Genomic DNA, 23,886 nt, shown 5'->3' on the forward strand with positions numbered 1-23,886 from the left:
TAAAAAAATCTTAATTCAAAACGGCGTTTTGAATTAAGATTTTAAATAATTTATATTAAATGCCTTATTAAGAGACTGTTTCTTCTAAGTTTTTGTCAAAGCTTCTTTTTCCAAAAATAGCTTCTAAGTCGTCTTTAAAAATCACTTCTTTTTCGATAAGAATATCAGCAAGTTGATTTAATTTGTCTTTGTTCTCTTCTAAGATTTGAATGGCTCTCTCGTACTGACTTTCTATAAGTGCCGATATTTCAGTGTCTATCACTTTGGCAGTTTCATCAGAATAAGGTTTAGAAAAACTATATTCGCTTTGTCCTGATGAATCATAATAAGTAACATTTCCTATTTTATCATTCAAACCATAGATAGTAACCATAGCGCGGGCTTGTTTAGTCACTTTTTCTAAATCACTTAAAGCACCAGTTGAAATACGGTTAAAAGTTACTTTTTCAGCAGCTCTTCCTCCCATAGTTGCACACATTTCGTCTAGCATTTGGTCAGGACGTACAATTTGACGTTCTTCTGGTAAATACCAAGCCGCTCCTAAACTTTGCCCACGAGGAACAATAGTTACTTTGATTAGTGGTGCAGCATGTTCCAACATCCAGCTTACTGTAGCATGACCTGCTTCGTGAATTGCAATTGCTTTTTTCTCCTCTGGAGTAATGATTTTGTTTTTCTTTTCCAAACCACCCACAATTCTATCAACAGCATCAAGGAAATCTTGTTTGTCAACAGCAGTTTTGTTATATCGAGCAGCAATTAGCGCCGCTTCGTTACATACATTGGCAATATCAGCACCAGAGAAACCTGGAGTTTGTTTTGCTAAAAAGTCTAAATCTAAACCTTCTACTTTTTTCAAAGGAGCAAGGTGTACTTTGAAAATTTCAGCACGTTCACGAACGTCTGGCAAGTCAACAAAAATTTGTCTGTCAAAACGTCCTGCACGCATTAAAGCTTTGTCAAGAACATCGGCTCTATTTGTTGCAGCAAGTACAATTACATTCGTATTTGTTCCAAAACCATCCATTTCTGTCAGCAATTGGTTCAAAGTATTTTCACGTTCGTCGTTTCCGCCTGACATGTTGTTTTTACCTCTGGCTCTACCTACAGCATCAATTTCGTCAATAAAAATAATGGCTGGCGATTTTTCTTTGGCTTGTTTGAACAAGTCACGTACTCTTGAAGCACCAACACCTACAAACATTTCCACAAAATCAGAACCTGATAAAGAGAAAAAAGGAACTTGAGCTTCTCCGGCTACTGCCTTAGCTAATAAGGTTTTTCCTGTTCCCGGAGGTCCTACAAGTAAGGCTCCTTTTGGGATTTTACCACCTAAATTGGTGTATTTTTCAGGGTTTTTCAAGAATTCTACAATTTCTTGTATTTCTTCTTTAGCACCTTCTAATCCAGCAACATCTTTAAAAGTAGTTTTTACATCATTTTTTTCATCAAAAAGTTTTGCTTTAGATTTTCCGATGTTGAAGATTTGTCCTCCACCACCAGCGCCACCACCAGACATTTTTCGCATGATAAAAATCCATACTCCAATGATGATGATTACAGGAAGTAAGCTTATAATGATATCAGACCAGTTGCTTGCTTCTTTAAAATCATAATCAACTAATTTTTTTTCTGCTTTAGCAATGTCTAATTTTTCTTGAAAAGACTTTAAATCACCAAATTTTGTAGTGTAGTGTGGACCTTTATTCGGTCTGTCAAACATGTCTTTTGCTACTTTTTTATTGGCAGGATCTTTTAATCCTGCATCAGAAAGGTAGATTTCAGCATCTTTATTATTAAAAATAATAACATTTTTAATTTCGCCTTTAGTCAACATGCTGTCAATGTTAGACGACTTTAATTGAGCAGGCTCTTGTAAGCTAGAACTTCCAGTTACAAAGCTTATAAATAAGAAAATAAGTAATATGGCTGTGTATACTAACCATGGACTTACTCTAAATTTATTAGGATTCGGATTGTTATCTTTTGCCATTATTTTTTATCTTTCTTTAATATTTGTTTGCAATTGTAGTAATTTTTGCATCTCCCCACAAACTTTCGATATTATAATATTCTCTAATTTGTTTTTGGAAAACGTGAACTACAATATTAACATAGTCCATAAGTACCCATTCGGCGTTGTCAGTTCCCTCAACATGCCAAGGTTTGTCTTTAATTTCTTTTGAAACCGTTTTTTGAATGGAGTTAACAATTGCGTTAACCTGGGTATTTGAATTTCCGTTGCAGATAATAAAATAGTCGCAAACTGCGGTATCAATTTCTCTAAGATCGAGAATATCTATGTCATTTCCTTTTACTTCTTCTATTCCTTTGATAATGTTTGCCAATAGGTCATCATTATTTACAGTCTTTTTTGCCATGAATTATTTTTATAATAAGTGTGTAAAGTTACCATTTTTTGTCATTATTTTTGAACCTTAACATAATATTAAAATATGTTACAAAAATAATTGCTAATGAAACTAATCAAACTCGATGCCATAGATTCTACAAATGATTTTCTTAAAGGCTTGTCGAACACTCAGGAGCTAGAAAACTATACTGTGGTAACTGCTGAAAATCAAACAAAAGGAAAAGGGCAGATGGGGGCAGTTTGGAATTCTGAAAAGTCTAAGAATCTAATAATGAGTGTTTTTGTTAAGGATTTGTTAGTAAGTGTAGATGAGATTTACCAACTGAATGTTGCAACGGCATTAGCTGTAATTCAAGTACTAAAAACTTTTGATATTCAGAATTTAAGTATTAAATGGCCTAACGACATTATGTCAGCTAATTTTAAACTCGCTGGCATTTTAATTGAGAATAGTTTTAAAAGTGACGGAACCATTACAACAATTATCGGAATAGGTTTGAATGTAAACCAAACTAATTTTGATAATTTGCCTAAAGCTTCTTCGATGGCAGTGGTTGCAAATTCTACCTTTGATAAAGATCAATTAGTTGTTTTGATTATTGAAAGATTAAAAGTGAATTTTGAACTTCTAGCTTCTAATTCTCAAATTTTATGGGATAGTTATATGGAACTACTTTTTAAAAAAGAGGTTCCAATGCCGTTTTCAATTGATAATGGAAAACCTTTTATGGCAATTATAAAAGGAGTTTCTACCAACGGAAAACTGATTCTTCTGTTAGAAAATGATGCAATTGTAGAATATGGTCTCAAAGAAATTCAAATGTTGTACTAAATCAATATTGTAAAGAACCAAAAATCTTTTTAAATTGTTTTTTATAATGATTTCCACGCTTTAATTTTATTTTTTTTAGGTTCTTTTAAAAAAATATATTAATAATAAATCCTATTAATGTGTTGTTTAATAGTGGTTTAGGTGTTTGTTGTTTTTTAAATGTGAAAACAACATTTAAAAAAATGATGTAAATAAGTATTTTTATTTTACTTTTGGATTTCGTTTTTCGTAAAAAATCAATCAGAATAAAATTGATGTGCTATTTTATCATGAAAATTTTAGCGAAATTCAGAAGCCGTAAATCTTAATTTTAGAGTATTCTTAGATTATTAAAGACAGTATCTAAATGATTGATTTTTGGACAAAAAACTAAATCTAAAAACTTATTAATTAACTAAACAACCATTTTCTTATGAGCTCAAGTCTCGAATTTGCAGATTATGCAGTATTCATTGTCTACTTTTTAGTAGTCTCAATCTACGGATATATTATCTATCGCAAACGCGAAAAAAACGAACACGATGCTAAGGCGTACTTCTTAGCCGAAGGAACTTTAACCTGGTGGGCTATTGGAGCTTCACTTATCGCATCAAACATTTCTGCTGAACAGTTTATTGGAATGAGCGGGGAAGGATTCTTCTTAGGAATTGCTGTTGCTGCTTACGAGTGGATTGCTGCAATTGCGTTAATTATAGTGGCAGTTTGGTTTATTCCTGTTTATTTGAAAAACAAGATTTACACCATGCCTCAATTCTTAAAAACACGTTACAACGATTCAACGGCTTTGATTATGGCTGTTTTCTGGTTGTTTTTGTATGTTTTTGTAAACTTAACTTCCATTTTATACTTAGGAGCGGTTGCTATTAATGGATTAGCAGGAGGAGAATACCTTCATGTTATTATGTTAGGATTGGCTGTTTTTGCTTTAATTATCTCTCTTGGAGGTATGAAAGTAGTAGCTTATACGGATGTTATTCAGGTTGCGGTATTGATTATTGGAGGTTTAGTAACTTCTTATATCGCTTTAACTACAGTGGGAGAATATTTTGGAGTAGGTAAGGATGCTATTGCAGGATTTAATGTTTTGATGGAAAAAGCACCAGAACATTTCAAAATGATTATTCCAAGACCAACAGCAACTTCTACACAATTAGAAATTGATAAATACCTTACTTTTCCAGGGATGATGTCTTATTTAGCAGGTATCTGGATTATCAATTTGAACTATTGGGGATGTAACCAATACATTACGCAAAGAGCTTTAGGAGCTGATTTACAAACGGCTCGTACAGGAATTTTGTTTGCAGGTATATTGAAATTATTAATGCCTGTAATTGTAATGTTACCTGGTATTGCTGCTTATGTTTTATACGAAGGAGGACATTTACCTCAATTAGTAGGAGGAAAAGACGGAGCTTATTCAGCGATGTTAACTTTCTTGCCAACAGGATTAAAAGGATTATCAGTTGCGGCTTTGACTGCTGCTATTGTGGCTTCGTTAGCTGGTAAAGTAAACAGTATTTCTACCATTTATACCTTAGATGTTCATAAAAAATACATTCAAAAAAATGCTTCAGACAGCGCTCAGGTAAACATTGGTCGTTATGCAGTTTTTGCTTCAATGGTTCTTGCTGTATTGTTTACTTGGAACGATGTTTTAGGAATTGGTGGAGTTGGAGGATTTACTTACATCCAAAAATACACAGGATTCATTAGCCCTGGAGTTTTTGCTATGTTCTTTTTAGGTATGTTCTGGAAGAGAACTACTGGAACGGCTGCTATTGTGGGTGTAATTGCAGGTTTCTTATTATCGGTTTTATTCAACGAATTTGCACCAGCGATGTTTGGAAACGAAACGTTATTGTACACAGCTTGGCCAAATGGAAAAGGTGGTTTTGAGATTCCATTCCATATTTGTATGGGATTGTCATTTGTATTTACAATGATACTTATGATTGCAATCAGTTTTGCAGGACCAAAAGTAAACCCGAAAGCATTCGAATTAGATACTGAAATGTTTAAGGTGAAACCACAAACAACAGTATTAATCATTATTACATTATTAATTATCGCTGCTTTATACGTGAAGTTCTGGTAAAATATTAAAAAATTATATTTATAAAAAGTGCGATTTAATTTAATTATTTCGCACTTTTTTTATTCTAAGTCAATGCTGAATTTATCAAACAACACTTTGAAGATTTTATTAGATTAACTAATTTTATTATATCTTGTGCTGTTAAATAAAAAACAATTTGCAAATATTTAAACCCTACATTTTGAAACATTTAGCCTTATTATTAACACTTGTTTTTTCTCCATTTATAAGTATATCACAAGAATATTCAGTTCGGTTTCTTGATATATTAGATGGATTATCAAACAATTCGGTTACTACTATTTATCAGGACAAAGACGGCTATATGTGGTTTGGTACTTATGATGGTTTAAACCGATATGATGGCTATACTTTTAAGGTTTTTAGGAATGAGATTAATAACGAAAATTCATTATCAAATAATACTGTTTATTGTTTAGAAGGAGATGCAAAAAGACAAATTTGGATAGGCGGGAATAAAGGAGCAAGTGTTTATGATAAGTCAAAAGCTTTGTTTTATCCCGTTAAGTACAAAGAAGGAGCGACTGGAGCCACAAAAACTTTAAAAAATGTGGTGCATCAAATTAAATCAGTTTCTGATGATTTGGTACTATTGGCTACACAAAACTCAGGATTATTAGCTTTTGAAGAAGGTTCTTTTATTGGAAAAACGATTCCGCTAAGCCAATTAAAGAATGCATATAATTATGAGGTTCTGGGAATCCAAAAAGATAAAAAAGGCATTAGTTCTTGGGTTTATGTTAGAAATTTAGGGATTTGTAATTACAACTATAGTTCTAAAAAAATCAAGTTGATTGCGCCATTGCTTATGGATGTAAAGTGCATGGAAAGTGATAGCAACGGAAATCTTTGGATAGGAACAGATGAAGGACTTTTTCTATTTAATACAACTACTTTTTCCATTTCAAAAAATTATTTTGCTAATAAATGCATTGTTTCGAATATTCTTAGCGATAAGAAAAATAAATTATGGATTGCTACCGATGGATGTGGGCTGTATACTGTAGATAAGGTTAATAATGTGGCAATTTCATATCGAAAAGATAATCCACAGCAAATTATTAAAAGCAGTTCGATTTGGAGTGTGTATGAAGATTATTTTGGAAATATATGGTTCGGAACGCTTCGCGGTGGAATTAGTATGATAAGTGCTGCTCCCAAATATTTTAAAACTATAAAATACAATACCAAAGAAAATAACCTGGCTCAAAATTTTATTTTGTCGAGTTGTGAAGATGAAAATCAAAATTTATGGATTGGAACCGATGGAGCAGGATTGCGTTTTTGGAATCGGAAAAATAATAGTTATACTATTTATAATAATAATCCAAATTCGTCAAACTATATTACCAGTAATTTTATAACCAACGTTATTTCCGATAGTAATAATGAAATATGGCTGTCAACATGGGCTGGAGGCATCAATCGAATTAATCCTAAAACCAATTCGATAAATCATTATTCTTGTTATAATCCGTTTACAAAACAAGTAGAAAAAAATATTTGGTTGGTTTATGAAGATGCTCAGAAAAATATTTGGGCAAGTGCTACTAACGAAGGTTGTTTGTATCTTTTTAATCGAAATAAAAATTCGTTTTTGCTTTATGATAAAACCATTAACAACCTACAATGTTTAACTCAAACCAGCGATGGAAAGCTGTGGGGTGGAAACTATACTTCGATTGTTTGGATAGATAAAACCAATAAAAAAAAGGGAGAGATAAATATAGGTTATCCTGTTCGATCTATACATGAAGATAAAAACAAGCAACTTTGGGTGGCTACACAAGAAGGTGGATTGCTGCTTTTTAATCGAGAAACCAATGCTTATAAAAGATTTACAACCGCTGATGGTTTGTCTTCTAATACTATTTTGAGAATATTAGAAGATAAAAAAGGCAATTTATGGATGAGTACTTATAATGGTTTAAGTAGGCTGAATATAAAAACAAAAACCTTTCGGAATTTTTCTGCAAATGATGGTTTGCAAAGCAATCAGTTTAGTTTTAATGCCGCTTTGAAATTGGATTCAGGTGAATTTTTATTTGGAGGAATCAATGGTTTTAATTTGTTTTATCCTGAATCGATAAAAGAATCAGTTTCGAATACTAAAATTCTTCTTTCTGGCATAACTGTAAATAATGAACCCATTGAGACTAAACCCGAATTGATTTCGGAATGGAATGAGAAAAATCAAATCAAAGAAATTCGATTGCCATACAATCAAACTACATTGGCAATAACATTTGTCGCTTTAGATTATTCGAATGCAAATATGATTAATTATGCCTATTTCTTAGAAGGCTGGGATAATCAGTGGAGTAATGTGGGGCAAAATCGACAAGCTAATTATCCACATCTTTCAGAAGGAACCTATCTTTTTAAGGTAAAAAATTCCAATTTTCAGGATAAATTCAGCAAAGCAGAAGAAACACTGATTCGAATTGTGGTTTTACCACCTTGGTATCGCAGTTGGTGGGCATATCTTTTGTATTTGATCATTGGAGTAACCATTATTTATAATTATATCCGATACAGTAAATACAAAGAGCGATTAAAGTATAAGGTTCGAATAGCAGAATTAGAAAGAGAAAAAGAGAAAGAAATTGCCGAAAAACAATCGTCGATGTTTACCTATATTTCTCATGAATTCCGTACGCCGCTTTCGTTGATTATAAATCCTTTGAAGAAAGTGATTAAAAAGGAAGAAGTTCAAAATGATTCATCCAAAGGCGATTTACAAATTGCTTATCGAAATGCAAGACGTCTTTTAAGTCTGGTTGATCAATTGTTACTTTTTCGAAAAGCCGAAAACGATGCCGATGTATTGCGATTGTCTGAAATCAACATGAATCATTTGGCTGAAGAAGTCTATCAATGTTTTGTAACCCAAGCCAAAGACAAAAAAATAGACTATACATTTGAAGTTCCTGAGCAAACTATTTCCATAATTGGAGACTATGAAAAAATTGAAATTTCATTGTTTAATTTGGTTTCGAATGCTTTCAAATATACTGACGTGGGTGGAAAAATTGCATTGAAATTAACTGAAACTGAAAAAGAAGTTTCAGTTGTAGTTTCGGATACAGGAAAAGGAATTGCAACAAAAAACATCGAAGCTATTTTTGAAAAATTCAAACAATTGGATTCTAATATTTCTATTAGTACTGGTTTTGGTATCGGACTTTATATTGTGAAATATTTTGTGGATAAACATAAAGGAACAGTTTCCTGCGAAAGCGAAATAGGAAAAGGAAGTACGTTTACATTACGATTTTTGAAAGGGCAAGATCATTTTGCTGATTTACCAATTAGTACCAATGTTCCAAAAATGAGTGAATTAACAGAAGAACTTTTGGTTGCTGATTTGGATGAAAATAACGATTATGACACTAATAATTTAGACGAAGAACTCAATAAAGAATTGCTCACCGATAAAAAATCGATTTTAATAATTGATGACAATGCTGAAATTCGAAATTATTTAGTGCAGTTGTTTTCTAAAACGCATTTGGTTTACAGTGCAATAAATGGTTTTGAAGGTTTGAAATTAACTAAAAAGCAAATGCCTGATATTGTAATTTCGGATGTTGCCATGGAAGTTATGGACGGACTGGAATTGTGTAAAAAAATAAAAGAAAGTGAAGATTTGTCTCATATTCCAGTGATATTATTGACGGCTTCAAATAATCCTGAAACGCATTTGCAGGGAATAACAGATGGAGCCGATGATTACATTACAAAACCATTTGATGATGATATTCTTGTAGCGCGTGTAGATACTTTATTGAAAAACAGAAGTAATTTGAGAAAATACTTCTTAGACAGTATTACCTTAAAAGAAAACGCCCAAAAAGTCCCAGCGGAATATCAGGATTTCTTAAAAAGATGTATTGATATTATTGAAGCAAATCTAGGAAATCGGGATTTTTCGATTAAGAATTTTGCTTTCGAAATGGGAATGAGTCACAGTAGTCTGTATAAAAAGATAAAGATCATTTCCGGAGAAACTTTAAATGCCTTTATGCGTTCCATTCGTTTAAGAAGAGCTGCCATGTTATTACTTACCGAAAACATGAATATTGCTCAGGCAAGTGCCGAAGTAGGATTTGAAGATCAAAAATATTTCAGACAACAATTTGTAAAACTTTTTGGTATGACTCCTTCCTTATATGTCAAAAAATACAAAGATTCATTTAACAAAGATTTGAATATTATTAAATAGTTATTTTCCTAATTAAAATCATTTTTACATATTGTTTTTTTACAAAACAATTATAATCACAAGTAATCCTAATCTTATTAATAATATGATTGGGATTTTTTGTTGATTTGAAAAATTTATAACACATAATTTGCAGACAAAGTAAATAAAGTCAGATTTTTTTGTTAAATCGCATTTTTTGAAGAATTTGTCCTTATTGTTTTCAAATTTACCCTTGTTTTTTTTCGAATTTACCCCCTATGGATAACGCTATTTAATCATTCCTTTGCTTAGATGATAACCATATTATTTCAAATTTGAGATTTGTCTTAAGTTAAATTATCATAAAAAAGAAAACCGATCCACACTAATTTATTAACCATACTAATTAAAAAGGAAGCTTATGAAAAGTATAAAACCCTAATAAAAAATGTTGCATAAAAACTAAGAATTACTATTAAAACCAAACTAGTTGTTTAGAACACAATAAAGAATTACGTAAACAACTGCAAAAACTAAAACCATATGAAAAAACTTTCTTATTTATTTTTACTAACTTTTTTAATGCTCTTTTTCACAGGATGTCAAGAAGATGAGCCAAGTTTTCCCTCATCCGATGACCCAACGATTGTGGTTTCTACCAATGAAATTTATGGAGCTCCAAACAGAAAGTTTGAGATTAAAGCAACTTTGAATGATGATTTAGGATTAAAAAGTGTAAGAATCCAAATTCCTGAATTGAGCTTAGACAAAATGATCAATTTTTCAACAGACCCACTTTTAACAACTTATAATTTAAGTTATTTTTTCGAAGTTCCTGCTGATAGAGGTGTGTCGGAAGCTTTTAAAGTTAAACTAACAATTACAGATGTTTCTGAAAATTCAATTGATCAGGATATTAATTTACGTTTGGATGGCGAATTTAGCGCTCCAGCAATTAGTATGATTACACCTAAAGAAGGTACTGTAGTTTTATTATCATCAAGTAACCAATTACCAGTAAATTTTGTTGTTAATGATGATTCAGGCATTGATTATATTGAGGTTAAATGCGAGGCATTAGGAATTAGCGAGATGGTTCAATTAACAGGATCTCCTCAATCGTATACGTTTAACAAAACTTATACTTTGCCAGTGACCGCTGCCGAGTATGTGTTGACTATTACAGCAAAAGATAAATTTGCAATTCCAAATATGGGAACATTAAATCTCAATATTGTTGCAACCAATGAGTATCCTGCTATTTATTTATGCGATCAACCCAAAGGAACTAATTTAACTACCGATGCCGTAGGAGTGCCAATGTATTTCCATGAAAAAGTGGGACAGGATTTTGAATTTAAATATTATGCAGATACGGATAATAAAGAAATTTATTTCTTAGGTCAGGAATCTGATTTTGCACCACATTGTTTTGGCTTAAATTCTTCAGGAGATTTAATTGATGATGTTACTTCCTCAGCTATTGTTTTGCCAACTAAAGGTTACTACAACATAAAAGTTAATCCAAGTACACTAGTTTACACGGTAACAAAATATACTCCAACAAGTCAGGTTTGGGCTAATATTGCTAATGGTTTATGGCACGATGTAGAAGCACAAAGAAAACCTTTCGTTAGTGTATGTGGTGCTGGTATTCAAGGTGCAACATGGGATACCTGGGATGCCTGGGTCCAAAAAGGTTTACACTTAGCTAATAATCCAGACAATCCATACCAATTAGTAGGTGAGTATACTTTGACAGGACAAATGGAAGCCACTTTTACAGGTCAGTGGTGGAGTCCTTCCTGGAGATTAATAAGAAATGGTATTGCTACTATGTCTCCAGGTGAAAATGGAAATGCTAAATATCCTGCCGCTCCAGGTGTTTATAAAGTGGTTCTGGATACAGAATTAGAAAGAGCGTTTATCACTAAAAAATAGTTTGTTATAGCTGATATAACATTAATTAAAAAAATATCTTGATATGAAATATAAATTTATAGGCTTACTAATTGCTATATTATGTAGCTCGGCAGCCTTTGCACAAATTACAGTAAAAGGAACTGTTAAAGATAAAGCAGCTATCCCTGTTCCTGGTGTGAACGTTTTTGTAAAGGGAACACAAGCTTCGGCATCAACTGATATGGATGGTAAATATGCTATTGTAGTTCCAAATAGTGAAGCACAGATTGAGTTTTCTTTTATTGGCTTTGCTACACAAACCATAACAGTAGGTCAAAAAACAGTATTAGATGTAGTTTTAGCAGAAGACAATCAAACGTTAGACGAAGTTGTGGTAGTAGGATATGCTACTGTAAAAAAGAAAGATGTTACCAGTTCAATTGCATCTGTAAAAGGAAAAGATTTACAGACCATGACAGTAGGTAATGTTACCGAATCATTGCAAGGAAAAGTTGCGGGAGTTCAAATTACTGGAGCTGGTGGTCCAGGTGCTCAGCCCAGAGTACTTATTCGTGGAATTTCAACAGTAAACCTGAGTACTGATCCATTGTATGTAGTAGATGGAATTCCAATGGGAACAAATATTAATTTCTTGAGTAATAATGAAATTGAATCGATGGATGTTCTTAAAGATGCCTCTGCAAGTGCTATTTATGGTTCTCGTGCTTCAAATGGAGTTATCTTGATTACTACCAAAAAAGGAAGATCTGGAAAAACAAAATTCACTGTAGATATGAGTACAGGCTATCAAATTATGGATAAGCCTTATGATATGGCAAATGCTGAAAACTATGCTAACATCTTAAATGAAGCTTATAATAATTCAGGTTACACAGATTATTTACCTAATGCAGAACAATACAGAGGAAAAACTACTGATTGGTGGAAAGCAGGTATAAGTAAAGGTTCATCAGTAACTAATACTTCTATAGGTGCTACAGGAGGTTCAGAAAAGCATACTTATGCTATCAGTTTGAACTATTACAATTCAGATTCTTTTTATGAAATTGGTGGATGGAAAAGAATCACCTCTAGAATTGCAAATGATTTTAAATTTACTGATAAATTTTCGGCTGGTGTAACCTTAAATCCACGTTATGAAACCTGGGGAGGACCTGGTAACTGGGCTGATTTTGTAAAGATTGATCCAATTACTCCAATCTACAAACCAGCAGATCAATTAAACGGTACCGAAAATGAATACAGTATTTATGCTCGTTCCCCTTCTTATGTGTGGAATCCTGTAGCTGCTGTAAAAAGATACGATGATTATAGTGATTTGTATAATTTAAATTCAAATGCTTATTTGCAATACGAACCCATTAAAGGTTTAGTTCTTAGAACACAGGGATCGATTGAGTTTGGAAATAATATTCGAAATATATTTAGACCCGATTTTGTAATTGATGCAGCACATGAAAAAGCAGAAATCAACAGTGTAGAAAGAAAAGCAACTACAAATGTGGATTGGACATGGCAATCTACGGCGACTTATTCTAAAACATTTGCCGAAAAACACAATACGAGTTTCATGGCAGGTCTTACTATGGAAGAGTATGAATCATCAGATGTGTGGGGTTATGGAGAAGGAGTGCCAAATAATTCTGATTTGATGAGAGAAGTAAGTGCAGCCACTAAAAATCGTAATAGTAGTGGAACAAGCTGGTCTAATTCGTTAATGTCTTATATTTCTCGTTTTTCTTATAATTATGATAGTAAATATTATTTAACAGCTTCGTTTAGACGAGATGGTTCATCTAAATTTATGGCTAATAATAAATGGGCTAATTTTCCAGCAGCATCTGCTTCTTGGCGAATTTCGAATGAGGATTTCATGGCAAATGCTAATTCTACAATAAATAATTTAACATTTAGAGCTGGTTGGGGTAGAGTTGGTAATCAGAATTTACCAGCAGCCGTCTATCAGTCTAATATTGGACAAGGCTATTATGTTATTGATGGTAATGTGGTAGATACTTCATTTCCTTCAACTATGGCTAATCAGGATATCCGTTGGGAAATGGTTGAAGACATTAATTTTGGTCTTGATTTTGGACTTTTTAATAATAAAATTTCAGGGACATTAGAATACTATCAAAAAACAACAAAAGATATGTTGTTCTTGAAACAATTCCCTACTTATAGTGGTTTTCCTGCTAATGCAACTATTTGGACAAATGTTGGGTCAATGCGCTCTAATGGTATTGATTTACTTTTATCATATAAAAATAGCAAAGGTGATTTTACGTATGGGGCCGATTTGACTTTTACCACTGTTAATGTTGAAATGATTTCACTATCTACTAAAGGGGAAAAATTGTATGGTTCAAGCAATAGAACACTTACAGCGGAAGGTGAAGCACCAGGTTATTTTTATGGTTATGTAGCGGATGGTTTGTTCCAAAATCAAACAGAATTAAATTCTCATACGGATGATCAAGGAACTAAATTACAGCCTTATGCTCAACTGGGGGATATTCGTTTTAAAGATGTAAATGGAGATGGAAAATTAGATGATAAAGACCGAAAAAAAATTGGTTCTCCTTGGGCTGATTACAATATTGGTTTGAATTTGAATTTTGCCTACAAAAATTTTGATTTAGTTGCTAATTTCTATTCTAGTATTGGAAACGAATTGGTAAACCAAAATATTTCAGACTTGTACAACGGAGCAAGCTTAACAAATAAAGTAAATGGATTAGATCAAAAAGCTTGGCATGGAGAAGGAACATCCAATTATATTCCTAGACTTTCTAAAGATGATAATAATGAGAACTACACTAAATTCTCTTCTTTTTATATAGAAGATGGTTCTTTCGTACGTATGAAAAATCTTCAACTGGGTTATTCCTTCTATAATAAATTTGGATTAGATAAATTAAGATTGTCTTTATCAGGTCAAAATTTATGGACATGGACAAAGTATACCGGAGTGGATCCTGAAGTTGGAGGAGGAGTTTTAGGATCAGGATTTGGAGGATGGAACTATCCAGTTCTACCTACAATTTTGTTAGGACTTAATGTAGCATTTTAATAAAAAATAATATGAAAAAAATAATAGTATCAATACTAACTTTTGCTGCTGTTGCAGTTTCTTGTAGTGATTTTATTGAAAAAGACGAAAGAGGAAAACAAACCTTGGAGAATTATTTTCAAACAGCACAAGAATGCGAAAATTACGTAAACGAATTAACCCGTAGATTGTTATTAGCTAATGAGTGGTGGGTATTAGTTGCACCAAGAATGACAAACGAAATGGCAACTGATGATGCCTGGATGGGAAATACAGGACAAGACAACAGTTCTCACAGACCAGCTTCTCAATACCTTATTACTCCTGATAATATGGGAAATCTAAATGGGATGTACACCGCTCATTATTATACAATACAATCTTGTAATATAGGTTTGGCTAAAATGGAGTTAGCTCCAATTAGTGAGTCTCAAAAAAATCAATACATAGGAGAATCATTATTTGTTCGTGCATATTGTTATTATGAGTTGGTTAACAATTACGGAGGTGTTCCATTGTATACTACCGCTCTGGGAACTAATGATTTAAAATTGGCACGTAGTTCAGTTGAGGAAGTATATGCTCAAGTAGAATCAGATCTTAAAGAATCGGCTGCAAAATTAGAGAATGTTGAAGCAGCAAGAAATGGAAGAATCAATAAATGGGCAGCTTATGCTTTATTAGCGCGTGTTTCTTTATTCCAGGAAAAATGGGCTGAAGCGAAACAATATTCCAATAAAGTAATTACTGAAGGACCTTTTTCATTAGAGCCTAATTTTATAAATATTTGGGATGTTAATAACCATAATGGAGTAGAATCTATTCTTGAGGCACAATCATCTGGTGTTCAGGATAGAAATTTAGGAAGTGCAATACCTACTTTTTCTGGAGCCAGAGGAGAGGATAAAAAGAATTTCCCAAGTAATGATGCTATAGATGTACTGGATGGCTGGGGATGGTGTATGCCTACCAGCGATTTAGAAAATGCTTATATTTCAGAAGGAGATGATATTCGTCGTAAAAGTACTATTACTAAATGGGGTGATGCCGCTTATGGAGATGAAGTTCTTAATCCTACACATAAATTTAGTTTAAACGATAATAAATCAGGACGTATTTGTCGTAAATATTATATTCCTATAGCTACACGGCGTTCATTGGATAAAAGAGATGGTCACTTACCATTAAATATTCCGTTAATCCGTTTAGCCGAAATGTATCTTACAAGAGCTGAAGCTAATTATCACTTAAATGATGCTGGAGCAGCCATGAATGATATTAATGTGGTTAGAGATCGTGTAGATTTAGATCCAGTTGAGGGAATGGCTGGTCCTAACCTTTTGAGAAAAATTTACAAAGAACGTCGTCTAGAGTTGGCGTTTGAAGGATTACGCTTGTTTGATATTAGAAGAGAAAAAGATCCAAGTACAGGAAAACCAGTTATTGAATCTTTGATGGGACCAAATGGAACTTTTGTACAATATAATTTGAATTCAAGTGATCCTTATGAAACAACTAACACAAGAGAAGCTCAGGATAAGGGAATCAATTTCAATGCTGCCAGACATTTAGTTTGGCCAATACCGCAATTAGAAGTTGATTTAAGTGGAGGAGTAATTACAAACCCAAATTATTAATATGAATTTATTAAAAAAATATAAAGTAAGTCTACTATTTGTAGGCTTACTTTCCATTAACTCAGCATTAGTTAGCTGTTCATCTGATGATGCTAAAGATTCAGAAACTGTAGTGGAAACTACAAGAGAACTGAAAATTAATCTCGATATGAACCTTCAAACGATGGAGAGCTTTGGAGCCTCTGATGCTTGGCAATGTAATAATATTGGGAAAAATTGGCCTACTGATAAAAAGAATGCCATTGCAGATATGTTATTTAGCAGAGAGCTTGATAGTGAAGGAAATCCTAAAGGAATAGGTTTGTCATTATGGCGTTTTAATCTGGGAGCTGGAAGTACTGAACAAGGTGATGCAAGTGATATTACTGATGAGTGGAGACGTACGGAATGTTTTACTACTGATGGAGTAACTTACAATATGAATAAACAAGCTGGACAAGTCTGGTTTATGAAAGCAGCTAAAGAACGTGGTGTTGATAAATTATTAGCCTTTACTAATAGTGCTCCTGTTTATTTAACTCAAAACGGGAAAGCGCATGCAACAATCAATACTTTCTATAATTTGAAAGATGGAAAAATGCCTGACTTAGCTGATTTTTGGATTAATGCCATTGATAAGCTAAAATCAGAACACGATTTAACAATTGATTATGTGAGTCCGTTTAACGAACCACAATATGAATGGGATGGTTCGGGTCAAGAAGGTTCTCCAGCTTCTAATGCAAATATTCACAGTTTTGTAAATATATTGGCTCCAAAATTACAAGAAAAAGGATTGAATTCCCAAATTGTAGTAGGCGAGGCTGGTGCTTTTGAACCGTTATATAAAACGGTTACTGGAAAAGAAAATCGTTCCAATCAGATAGATTATTTTTTTGGTATAAATTCAACTAAAAATATTGCCAGTTTAACGAACGTAAAGAAAACAATTTCGGGACATAGTTATTGGCAAGCATGGCCTTTAAGTGAATTGATTTCATCTAGACAGTCAGTTGCTAACAGAGCTAAAACAGTTCCTGGATTGAGTGTTTGGGCTTCTGAATATTGTATTCTGGAGAATCCGGGAACTTCAGAGCTTCCTGGAGGAGCGGGACCAGGAAGAGATTTAGGGATGAGAACAGCGCTTTGGGTAGCCCGTATTATCAGTACTGATATTTCTATTGGAGGAGTTACTTCTTGGCAATGGTGGACAGCTGTTAGCCGTGGAGATTATAAAGATGGATTGCTACACGTGGATGACGGTTTATCAAATGGAGCTGGTGATGCTAACTATTGTAAATACGATGGTAATGTAACAGAAACCAAGATTCTTTGGGCTTTAGGAAACTTTTCTTTCTTTGTAAAACCAGGCATGCAAAGAGTTCAAATCCCTGAATTGGATAATTCTTCTGCTACTACGGATGTGATGTTGACAGCTTACAAAGATGAAGTAGCTAAAAAAATGGTTATTGTAGCAGTTAATTACAGCAGTTCAACAAGAACATATAGTTTGAATCTTTCAGGAGGTAAATTGGTAAATAATACATTGACACCTTATACTACTTCTGAGACCATGAGTTTGAAAAAAGGATCTGATGTAACAGCAACTAATTTCGAAATTCCTGCAAGAGCAATAGTAACATACGTGGGAGTTTATGAATAAAAAGCAGTGTTTTTGATCCCTAAATTTATGAATTTACCCCTCTTAGTTATAGTTATTTAATCATTTCTTTGCTTCTATAAATTGATATCTTTATGGAATTTCTGAATTAGATAGCCTACTTATTTATTAAAAATACAAAATATGTTTACAACAAAAAAAATCGCACTGGCATTTCTTATGCTTTCTTATGTATCTGTTTTTAGTCAGATTGCATTTGGAGATTCCCAAAAAATTAATAACCAATGGAAGTTTATTTTACAAGATAATCAGGATTTCCAAAAAGAAAGTTATGATGACAGCAAATGGCAATCTGTTTCGCTTCCTCATGATTGGAGTATTAAAGGACAATTGAGTCCTACTTTAGCCAGTGCTACAGGATTTTTACCTGGAGGAATTGCCTGGTATAGAAAAACTATGGATGTTCCATCAGCCAAAAAAGGTCAAAAAGTATACTTGTATTTTGAAGGCGTTTATAACAGAAGTGAGGTTTTTATCAACGGACATTCTTTAGGAAAACGTCCTAATGGTTATATTTCTTTTGCTTATGATGCTACTCCTTATGTTAAATACGGAGCTGAAAACACGATCTCAGTTCGTGTAGATCACAGCAAGAGTGCCGATTCTCGTTGGTACACTGGATCAGGAATTTATAGAGATGTTTGGGTAGTTTATGCTAATCCAGTGCATATTGAGCAATGGGGCGTTTATGCGTATCCGGAAGTGAACAAAAAAACAGGAACTTTGAATGTTGAAGTAGCTGTTGAAAATGGTTCAGCAGAAAAAACTACTGTAACTGTGGTAAACGAATTGATAGCAAACGATGGTAAAACGGTTGCAAAAAGCTCAAATAATGTAGCCATTGCAGCGAATCAATCGGGAAAAATTGCTACAAAATTAAAAGTGAATAATCCTAAAATATGGGATTTAGAGCATCCTAATTTGTACCAATTAAAAACGACAGTTTTAAAAGACGGACAAGTAATTGATCATTCTACAACGCAAACAGGTTTTAGAAATTTTACTTTCGATGCTAATAAAGGATTTGCTTTAAATGGCAATTGGATGAAAATAAAAGGGGTTTGTTTGCACCATGATGCGGGAGTTTTAGGTTCAGCAGTTCCTCGTGAAGTTTGGGAAGGCAGATTGAAAACGCTGAAAGAAATAGGGGTAAACGCAATACGTACGAGTCATAATCCACAAGCACCAGATTTTTATGAATTGTGTGATCAATTAGGATTATTAGTTTTAAACGAAGCTTATGACGAATGGGAATTTCCTAAACGCAAATGGTTAGAAGGCTGGAATCAGGGAACACCTGGATTTGAAGGTTCATTTGACATTTTTGCAGATTGGGCAGAGAAAGATTTAGAAGATTTTGTACGTCGTGATAGAAATCACCTTTCCGTTTTTGCCTGGAGCATTGGTAACGAGGTAGATTATCCTAATGATCCGTATTCTCATCCCGTTTTAGATGGTGGAGGAGATTCAGGATTCTCACAAGCGGCTTATGGAGGTTATAAGAAAGATGCGCCAGATGCTATGCGTTTGGGAGCCATTGCAAAACGATTGGTTGCTGCAGTAAAAAAATACGACAAGTCACGTCCTACAACTGCTGGTTTAGCTGGTGTTGCGATGTCTAATGAAACGGAATATCCAGCAGCATTGGATATTACAGGATACAATTATACCGAAAGTAAATACCAATCGGATCATAAAAAATACCCTAAACGAGTGATTTTTGGTAGCGAAAATCGTCATGATTATGAAGCTTGGTTAGCGGTTAAAAACAACGAGCATATTTTTGGACAATTCTTATGGACAGGAATTGATTATTTAGGAGAATCAGGAAGATGGCCTTCAAGAGGATTCTATTCAGGATTAGTTGATTTTGCTGGGCAAATTAAACCTAGAGGCTATTTCCGTCAATCGCTTTGGTCTGATACTCCAATGATTTATATTGGAACTTATCTTTCGAATAATCCTAACAAAAAAGATTTGTCTATGGATGCCTGGGCTTTATGGAATTATAATGAAGGTCAAAAAGTGAAGGTAGTTTGTTATACTAATGCAGCAAAAGCCCGTTTGGAATTAGATGGAAAAGTAGTGGGTGAAGTAAAAGATTACGATCAGGAAACTGGCATTATTTCATGGGATATTCCTTTTCAGTCTGGAAAATTAGAAGCCGTAGGATTGGATAAAAACAATAAAGAAGTGAGTCGTTATGCAATTACTTCTTCAAAACAGCCGCATGCCATTGTTGTTAAAAATACAGATGCAGTTATCAATAAAGACAAAGGTGTAGCTGAAATTTTGTTGCAAATTGTAGACGAAAACGGAATTCCAGTACAAATTGCTGATAACGAAATTACTTGTAAAATTGTAAGTGGTTCAGCCAGTTTATTAGGATTAGAAGCTGGAAATAATTCGGATATGACTGATTATACAGATAATGTGCAACGTGTTTTCCACGGACGTATTTTAGCTTACATTCAGGCAAATGGAACAAACGAACCTATTAAAGTTCAGTTTTCTAGCCCATGGTTAAAAGCTGTTGAAGTTACTATCAATGTAAAATAAGCGGCTTTTCTACAATAATTTAGCATTTTAAAAAAATATATTTCTATAGAATAAGCTGTTTGTTTTTTTAGCAGACAGCTTATTTCTTATGATTAAAAAGTTCATTATATTTGAAGTGTAATATTAACACATATAAAACCAAAAAATGAAAATTAAGAATAAAATTGCTCTGGCACTAGGAGTTGTATTGGTATCGGTCACTACCAATGCGCAAAAATCAGTTTTCAAAAAAGATGAGTTTAAACAATGGGCTCAAACACCGCCCATGGGATGGAACAGTTGGGATTGTTATGGTTCTACAGTAGAAGAGCATGAAGTAAAAGCCAATGCTGATTACATGGTCAAAAACTTAAAAAAATCAGGTTGGGAATACATTGTGGTAGACATTAGATGGTTTGTAGAAAACGACAAAGCGGGAGGCTACAACCAGAAAGATCCACGTTATGTAATGGATCAATACGGAAGGTATTTGCCAGCATTAAATAGATTTCCTTCGGCAAAAGATGGACAAGGTTTTAAACCATTATCGGATTATATTCATAAAAAAGGATTGAAATTTGGAATCCACATCATGCGTGGAATTCCTAAAAAAGCAGTAGAAGAAAAATTACCAATTAAAGGAGCTAGCGGAATTACTGCTGACCAAATCTACACAACAGACTTGCAATGCGAATGGTTGAAAGACAATTATACTATTCTTGCTGACAAACCAGGAGCTCAGGAATATTATGATTCTTTGTTCGAATTGTACGCACAATGGGGAGTAGATTTTATTAAAATTGACGATTTGTCAAGACCGTATCACGAAGCAGAAATCAATTTGATTAGAAAAGCAATCGATAAATGCGGACGTAAAATAGTTTTGAGTACTTCGCCTGGAGAAACGCCAATTTCGGCTGCTAATCACGTAAGTTCTCATGCTAATATGTGGCGAATGGTGGATGATGTTTGGGATACCTGGCCACACATTACACATTTAATGGATGTTGCTCAAAAATGGTATCCACACATTGCACCAGGAACCTGGCCTGATTGCGATATGATTCCGTTGGGAAGAATTTCGTTAAGAGGAGAACGTGGCGAAGACAGAATGTCTCGTTTAACAAAAGACGAACAATATACACTGATTACATTTTTCAACATTTTTAAATCACCGTTATTTTTTGGTGGAGATTTACCAAGTAACGATGCTTTTACTTTATCATTATTGACCAATAAAGAAGTCCTAAAAATGCACCGTGAAAGTACTGATGTAAAACAACTTTTTCAAAAAGACGGAAGAGTGGCAGTGACTTCAAGAAATCCAAAAGACGGAAGTATTTATTTAGCCTTGTTTAATATTTCAGATAAAAAGACTGAAAAAGTAGCTGTTTCTTTAGCTGATTTAGGAATTAAAAATGCCGATGTTACTAATCTATGGACAGGAAAAAAAGTAGCTTCAGTTTCTAATGAAATTTCAGCTTCGTTAGCGGCTCATAGTTCTGTTCTTTATAAATTAAAAGCGAAAAAATAATGCGTAAATTACAATTCAGTTTAATTCTATTTTTACTATTAACTAGTTTTTCAAAAGCTCAAAATAAAAGCGGTGTTCCGCCTGTTATTGCCGAAAAAGATTTGACAGCCTATTTGTTTGTTTATTTTACAGGAAATGCTGTTGAAGAGGAAGCGGTGCGTTATGCCATTAGTGCCGATGGTTATCATTATTACCATCTGAATAACAATCAACCAGTAATTGATAGTAAAATAATCAGTGAAACGGGTGGCGTTCGTGATCCTCATATTTTAAGAGGTCATGATGGTAAAACTTTTTATATGGTGTTGACTGATATGACTTCTTCTAAAGGTTGGGATTCTAATCGTGCGATGGTGTTACTAAAAAGTACCGATTTCGTTAATTGGGAAAGCAGTAAAGTAAACATTCAAAAAACATTTTCAGGACATGAAAATTTAAAACGTGTTTGGGCACCGCAAACTATTTATGATGCTAAAGTGGGTAAATACATGATTTATTTCAGTATGCAACACGCTGGTGGTCCGGATATTATTTATTATGCTTATGCCAATAAGGATTTTACAGCCTTAGAATCTGAGCCAAAAGTGTTGTTTGTTCCAAAGGCTAAAAATGCTTGTATTGATGGCGATATTATTGAAAAAGACGGCGTTTATCATCTTTTTTATAAAACTGAAACCAATACGCCAGGAATTAAAGTGGCTACAACAACTGATTTAACATCTGGAAATTGGACAGAAAATGACAATTATTTGCAACAAACGAAAGATGGTGTTGAAGGTTCCAGTGTGTTCAAATTAAATAATTCTGACGAATACATTCTGATGTATGATGTTTATACCAAAGGAAAATATCAATTTACTAAAACAAAGGATTTAGAACATTTCACGGTAATTGATAACGAAATTTCAATGGATTTTCATCCGCGTCACGGGACGATTTTACCTATTACACGTTCTGAATTGAAAGCTTTGATTGCCAAATGGGGAAAACCAGCAGCTTATCCTCAAATTAATAATAATCCTGCTCTTGAAGGGTATCATGCCGATCCAGAAGTTTTGTATGCTGAGAAAACGGGTAAATATTATATTTATCCAACTAGTGATGGATTTGATGGATGGGGCGGTTATTATTTTAAAGCTTTTTCTTCGGATAATCTAGTAGATTGGAAACCAGAAGGAGTTATTTTAGATCTTAAAAAAGATGTTCCTTGGGCGGGAAGAAATGCTTGGGCACCTTGTATTGTCGAGAAAAAAATAAAAGGAAAATACCAGTATTTCTATTATTACACAGGAGCACAAAAAGTAGGAGTAGCGGTTTCAGACAATCCTACAGGTCCATTTAAAGATAGCGGAAAACCAATTGTAGCTACCCGACCTGAAGGAATAAAAGACGGCCAGGAAATTGATCCGGACGTTTTTACTGATCCAAAAACGGGTAAAAGTTATTTGTATTGGGGAAATATGTATATGGGAGTGGCTGAGTTAAATCCTGATATGGTTTCGTTAAAACCAGGAACTACAAAGGTAATTGCCGTAAATGATAGTTACCGCGAAGGAACTTATGTATTTTATCGAAATGATAAATATTACTTTATGTGGAGTGAAGATGACACCAGAAGTCCAAATTACAAAGTGAGATATGGTATTTCAAATTCACCACTCGGACCAATTGAAATGCCAAAGGATAATATTGTTATCCAAGGAAATAAACAAGAAGGGATTTATGCAACAGGGCACAATTCGGTAGTGAAAGTGCCTAAAAAAGACGAATGGTATATTGTTTACCACCGTTTTTCATATCCTACTGGAATTAGTATGGGAGATGCAGCTGGTTTTCATCGTGAAGTGGCTATTGATAAATTAGAATTCAATACCGATGAAACTATCAAACAAGTTGTTCCTACACATGCAGGGATTAGTCCTGTAAAGAAGAATTAAAAATAAAATTTTTTGCCTTTAAAAAGGAAAGTACTATTTAATAAAGTGACTTTCCTTTTTTTATGGAATCAACAAACTGGTAGGGAGTAGTTCT

12 protein-coding genes are annotated in these 23,886 nt (G+C 33.6%); 10 read left to right on the forward strand and 2 right to left on the reverse strand.

What is annotated here, in order from left to right; translation table 11 throughout:
* Window positions 1-67: 67 nt before the first annotated feature.
* Together ftsH and rsfS are read right to left on the reverse strand one after the other, a co-directional pair.
* Window positions 68-1,993: an ATP-dependent zinc metalloprotease FtsH gene (ftsH, locus tag AAGV33_RS13935; RefSeq protein ID WP_373392748.1), complete on the reverse strand. Its 1,926-nt coding sequence runs from the start codon at window positions 1,991-1,993 to the stop codon at window positions 68-70.
* 16 nt (window positions 1,994-2,009) lie between these two features.
* Window positions 2,010-2,381, reverse strand: a complete 372-nt coding sequence (rsfS, locus tag AAGV33_RS13940) for a ribosome silencing factor (protein ID WP_373392749.1) — start codon at window positions 2,379-2,381, stop codon at window positions 2,010-2,012.
* Window positions 2,382-2,477: 96 nt separating this feature from the next.
* On the opposite strand from rsfS, the gene AAGV33_RS13945 reads away from it, so the two are divergent.
* From AAGV33_RS13945 to AAGV33_RS13990, 10 genes are all read left to right on the forward strand, one after another.
* Window positions 2,478-3,206, forward strand: a complete 729-nt coding sequence (locus tag AAGV33_RS13945) for a biotin--[acetyl-CoA-carboxylase] ligase (protein WP_373392751.1) — start codon at window positions 2,478-2,480, stop codon at window positions 3,204-3,206.
* Between the two features lie 412 nt (window positions 3,207-3,618).
* Window positions 3,619-5,304: a sodium/sugar symporter gene (locus AAGV33_RS13950; RefSeq protein WP_373392752.1), complete on the forward strand. Its 1,686-nt coding sequence runs from the start codon at window positions 3,619-3,621 to the stop codon at window positions 5,302-5,304.
* 181 nt (window positions 5,305-5,485) lie between these two features.
* Window positions 5,486-9,550 (forward strand): hybrid sensor histidine kinase/response regulator transcription factor, encoded by a 4,065-nt coding sequence (locus AAGV33_RS13955; RefSeq protein WP_373392754.1) that lies wholly within the window; start codon window positions 5,486-5,488, stop codon window positions 9,548-9,550.
* A gap of 504 nt (window positions 9,551-10,054) precedes the next feature.
* Window positions 10,055-11,452, forward strand: a complete 1,398-nt coding sequence (locus AAGV33_RS13960; RefSeq protein ID WP_373392755.1) for a hypothetical protein — start codon at window positions 10,055-10,057, stop codon at window positions 11,450-11,452.
* A gap of 43 nt (window positions 11,453-11,495) precedes the next feature.
* A complete protein-coding gene (locus AAGV33_RS13965) occupies window positions 11,496-14,507 on the forward strand; it encodes a SusC/RagA family TonB-linked outer membrane protein (RefSeq protein WP_373392757.1) in 3,012 nt (1,003 codons plus the stop codon).
* A gap of 11 nt (window positions 14,508-14,518) precedes the next feature.
* Entirely contained in the window at window positions 14,519-16,123 is a 1,605-nt protein-coding gene (locus AAGV33_RS13970; RefSeq protein ID WP_373392759.1) for a RagB/SusD family nutrient uptake outer membrane protein, read from the forward strand.
* 1 nt (window position 16,124) lies between these two features.
* Window positions 16,125-17,765 carry a glycoside hydrolase gene (locus AAGV33_RS13975; RefSeq protein WP_373392760.1) on the forward strand — a complete coding sequence of 547 codons (1,641 nt, stop codon included), beginning with the start codon at window positions 16,125-16,127 and terminating at the stop codon, window positions 17,763-17,765.
* A 141-nt stretch (window positions 17,766-17,906) separates the two neighbouring features.
* Window positions 17,907-20,342 (forward strand): sugar-binding domain-containing protein, encoded by a 2,436-nt coding sequence (locus AAGV33_RS13980; RefSeq protein WP_373392761.1) that lies wholly within the window; start codon window positions 17,907-17,909, stop codon window positions 20,340-20,342.
* A gap of 145 nt (window positions 20,343-20,487) precedes the next feature.
* Window positions 20,488-21,855: a glycoside hydrolase family 27 protein gene (locus tag AAGV33_RS13985; RefSeq protein ID WP_373392763.1), complete on the forward strand. Its 1,368-nt coding sequence runs from the start codon at window positions 20,488-20,490 to the stop codon at window positions 21,853-21,855.
* Window positions 21,855-23,792 carry a family 43 glycosylhydrolase gene (locus AAGV33_RS13990; protein ID WP_373392765.1) on the forward strand — a complete coding sequence of 646 codons (1,938 nt, stop codon included), beginning with the start codon at window positions 21,855-21,857 and terminating at the stop codon, window positions 23,790-23,792. The genes AAGV33_RS13985 and AAGV33_RS13990 overlap by 1 nt, the downstream gene beginning before the upstream one ends.
* Window positions 23,793-23,886 lie beyond the last annotated feature (94 nt).

Origin of the sequence: Flavobacterium magnesitis, from assembly GCF_041729735.1 — a bacterium.
GTDB lineage: Bacteria > Bacteroidota > Bacteroidia > Flavobacteriales > Flavobacteriaceae > Flavobacterium > Flavobacterium magnesitis.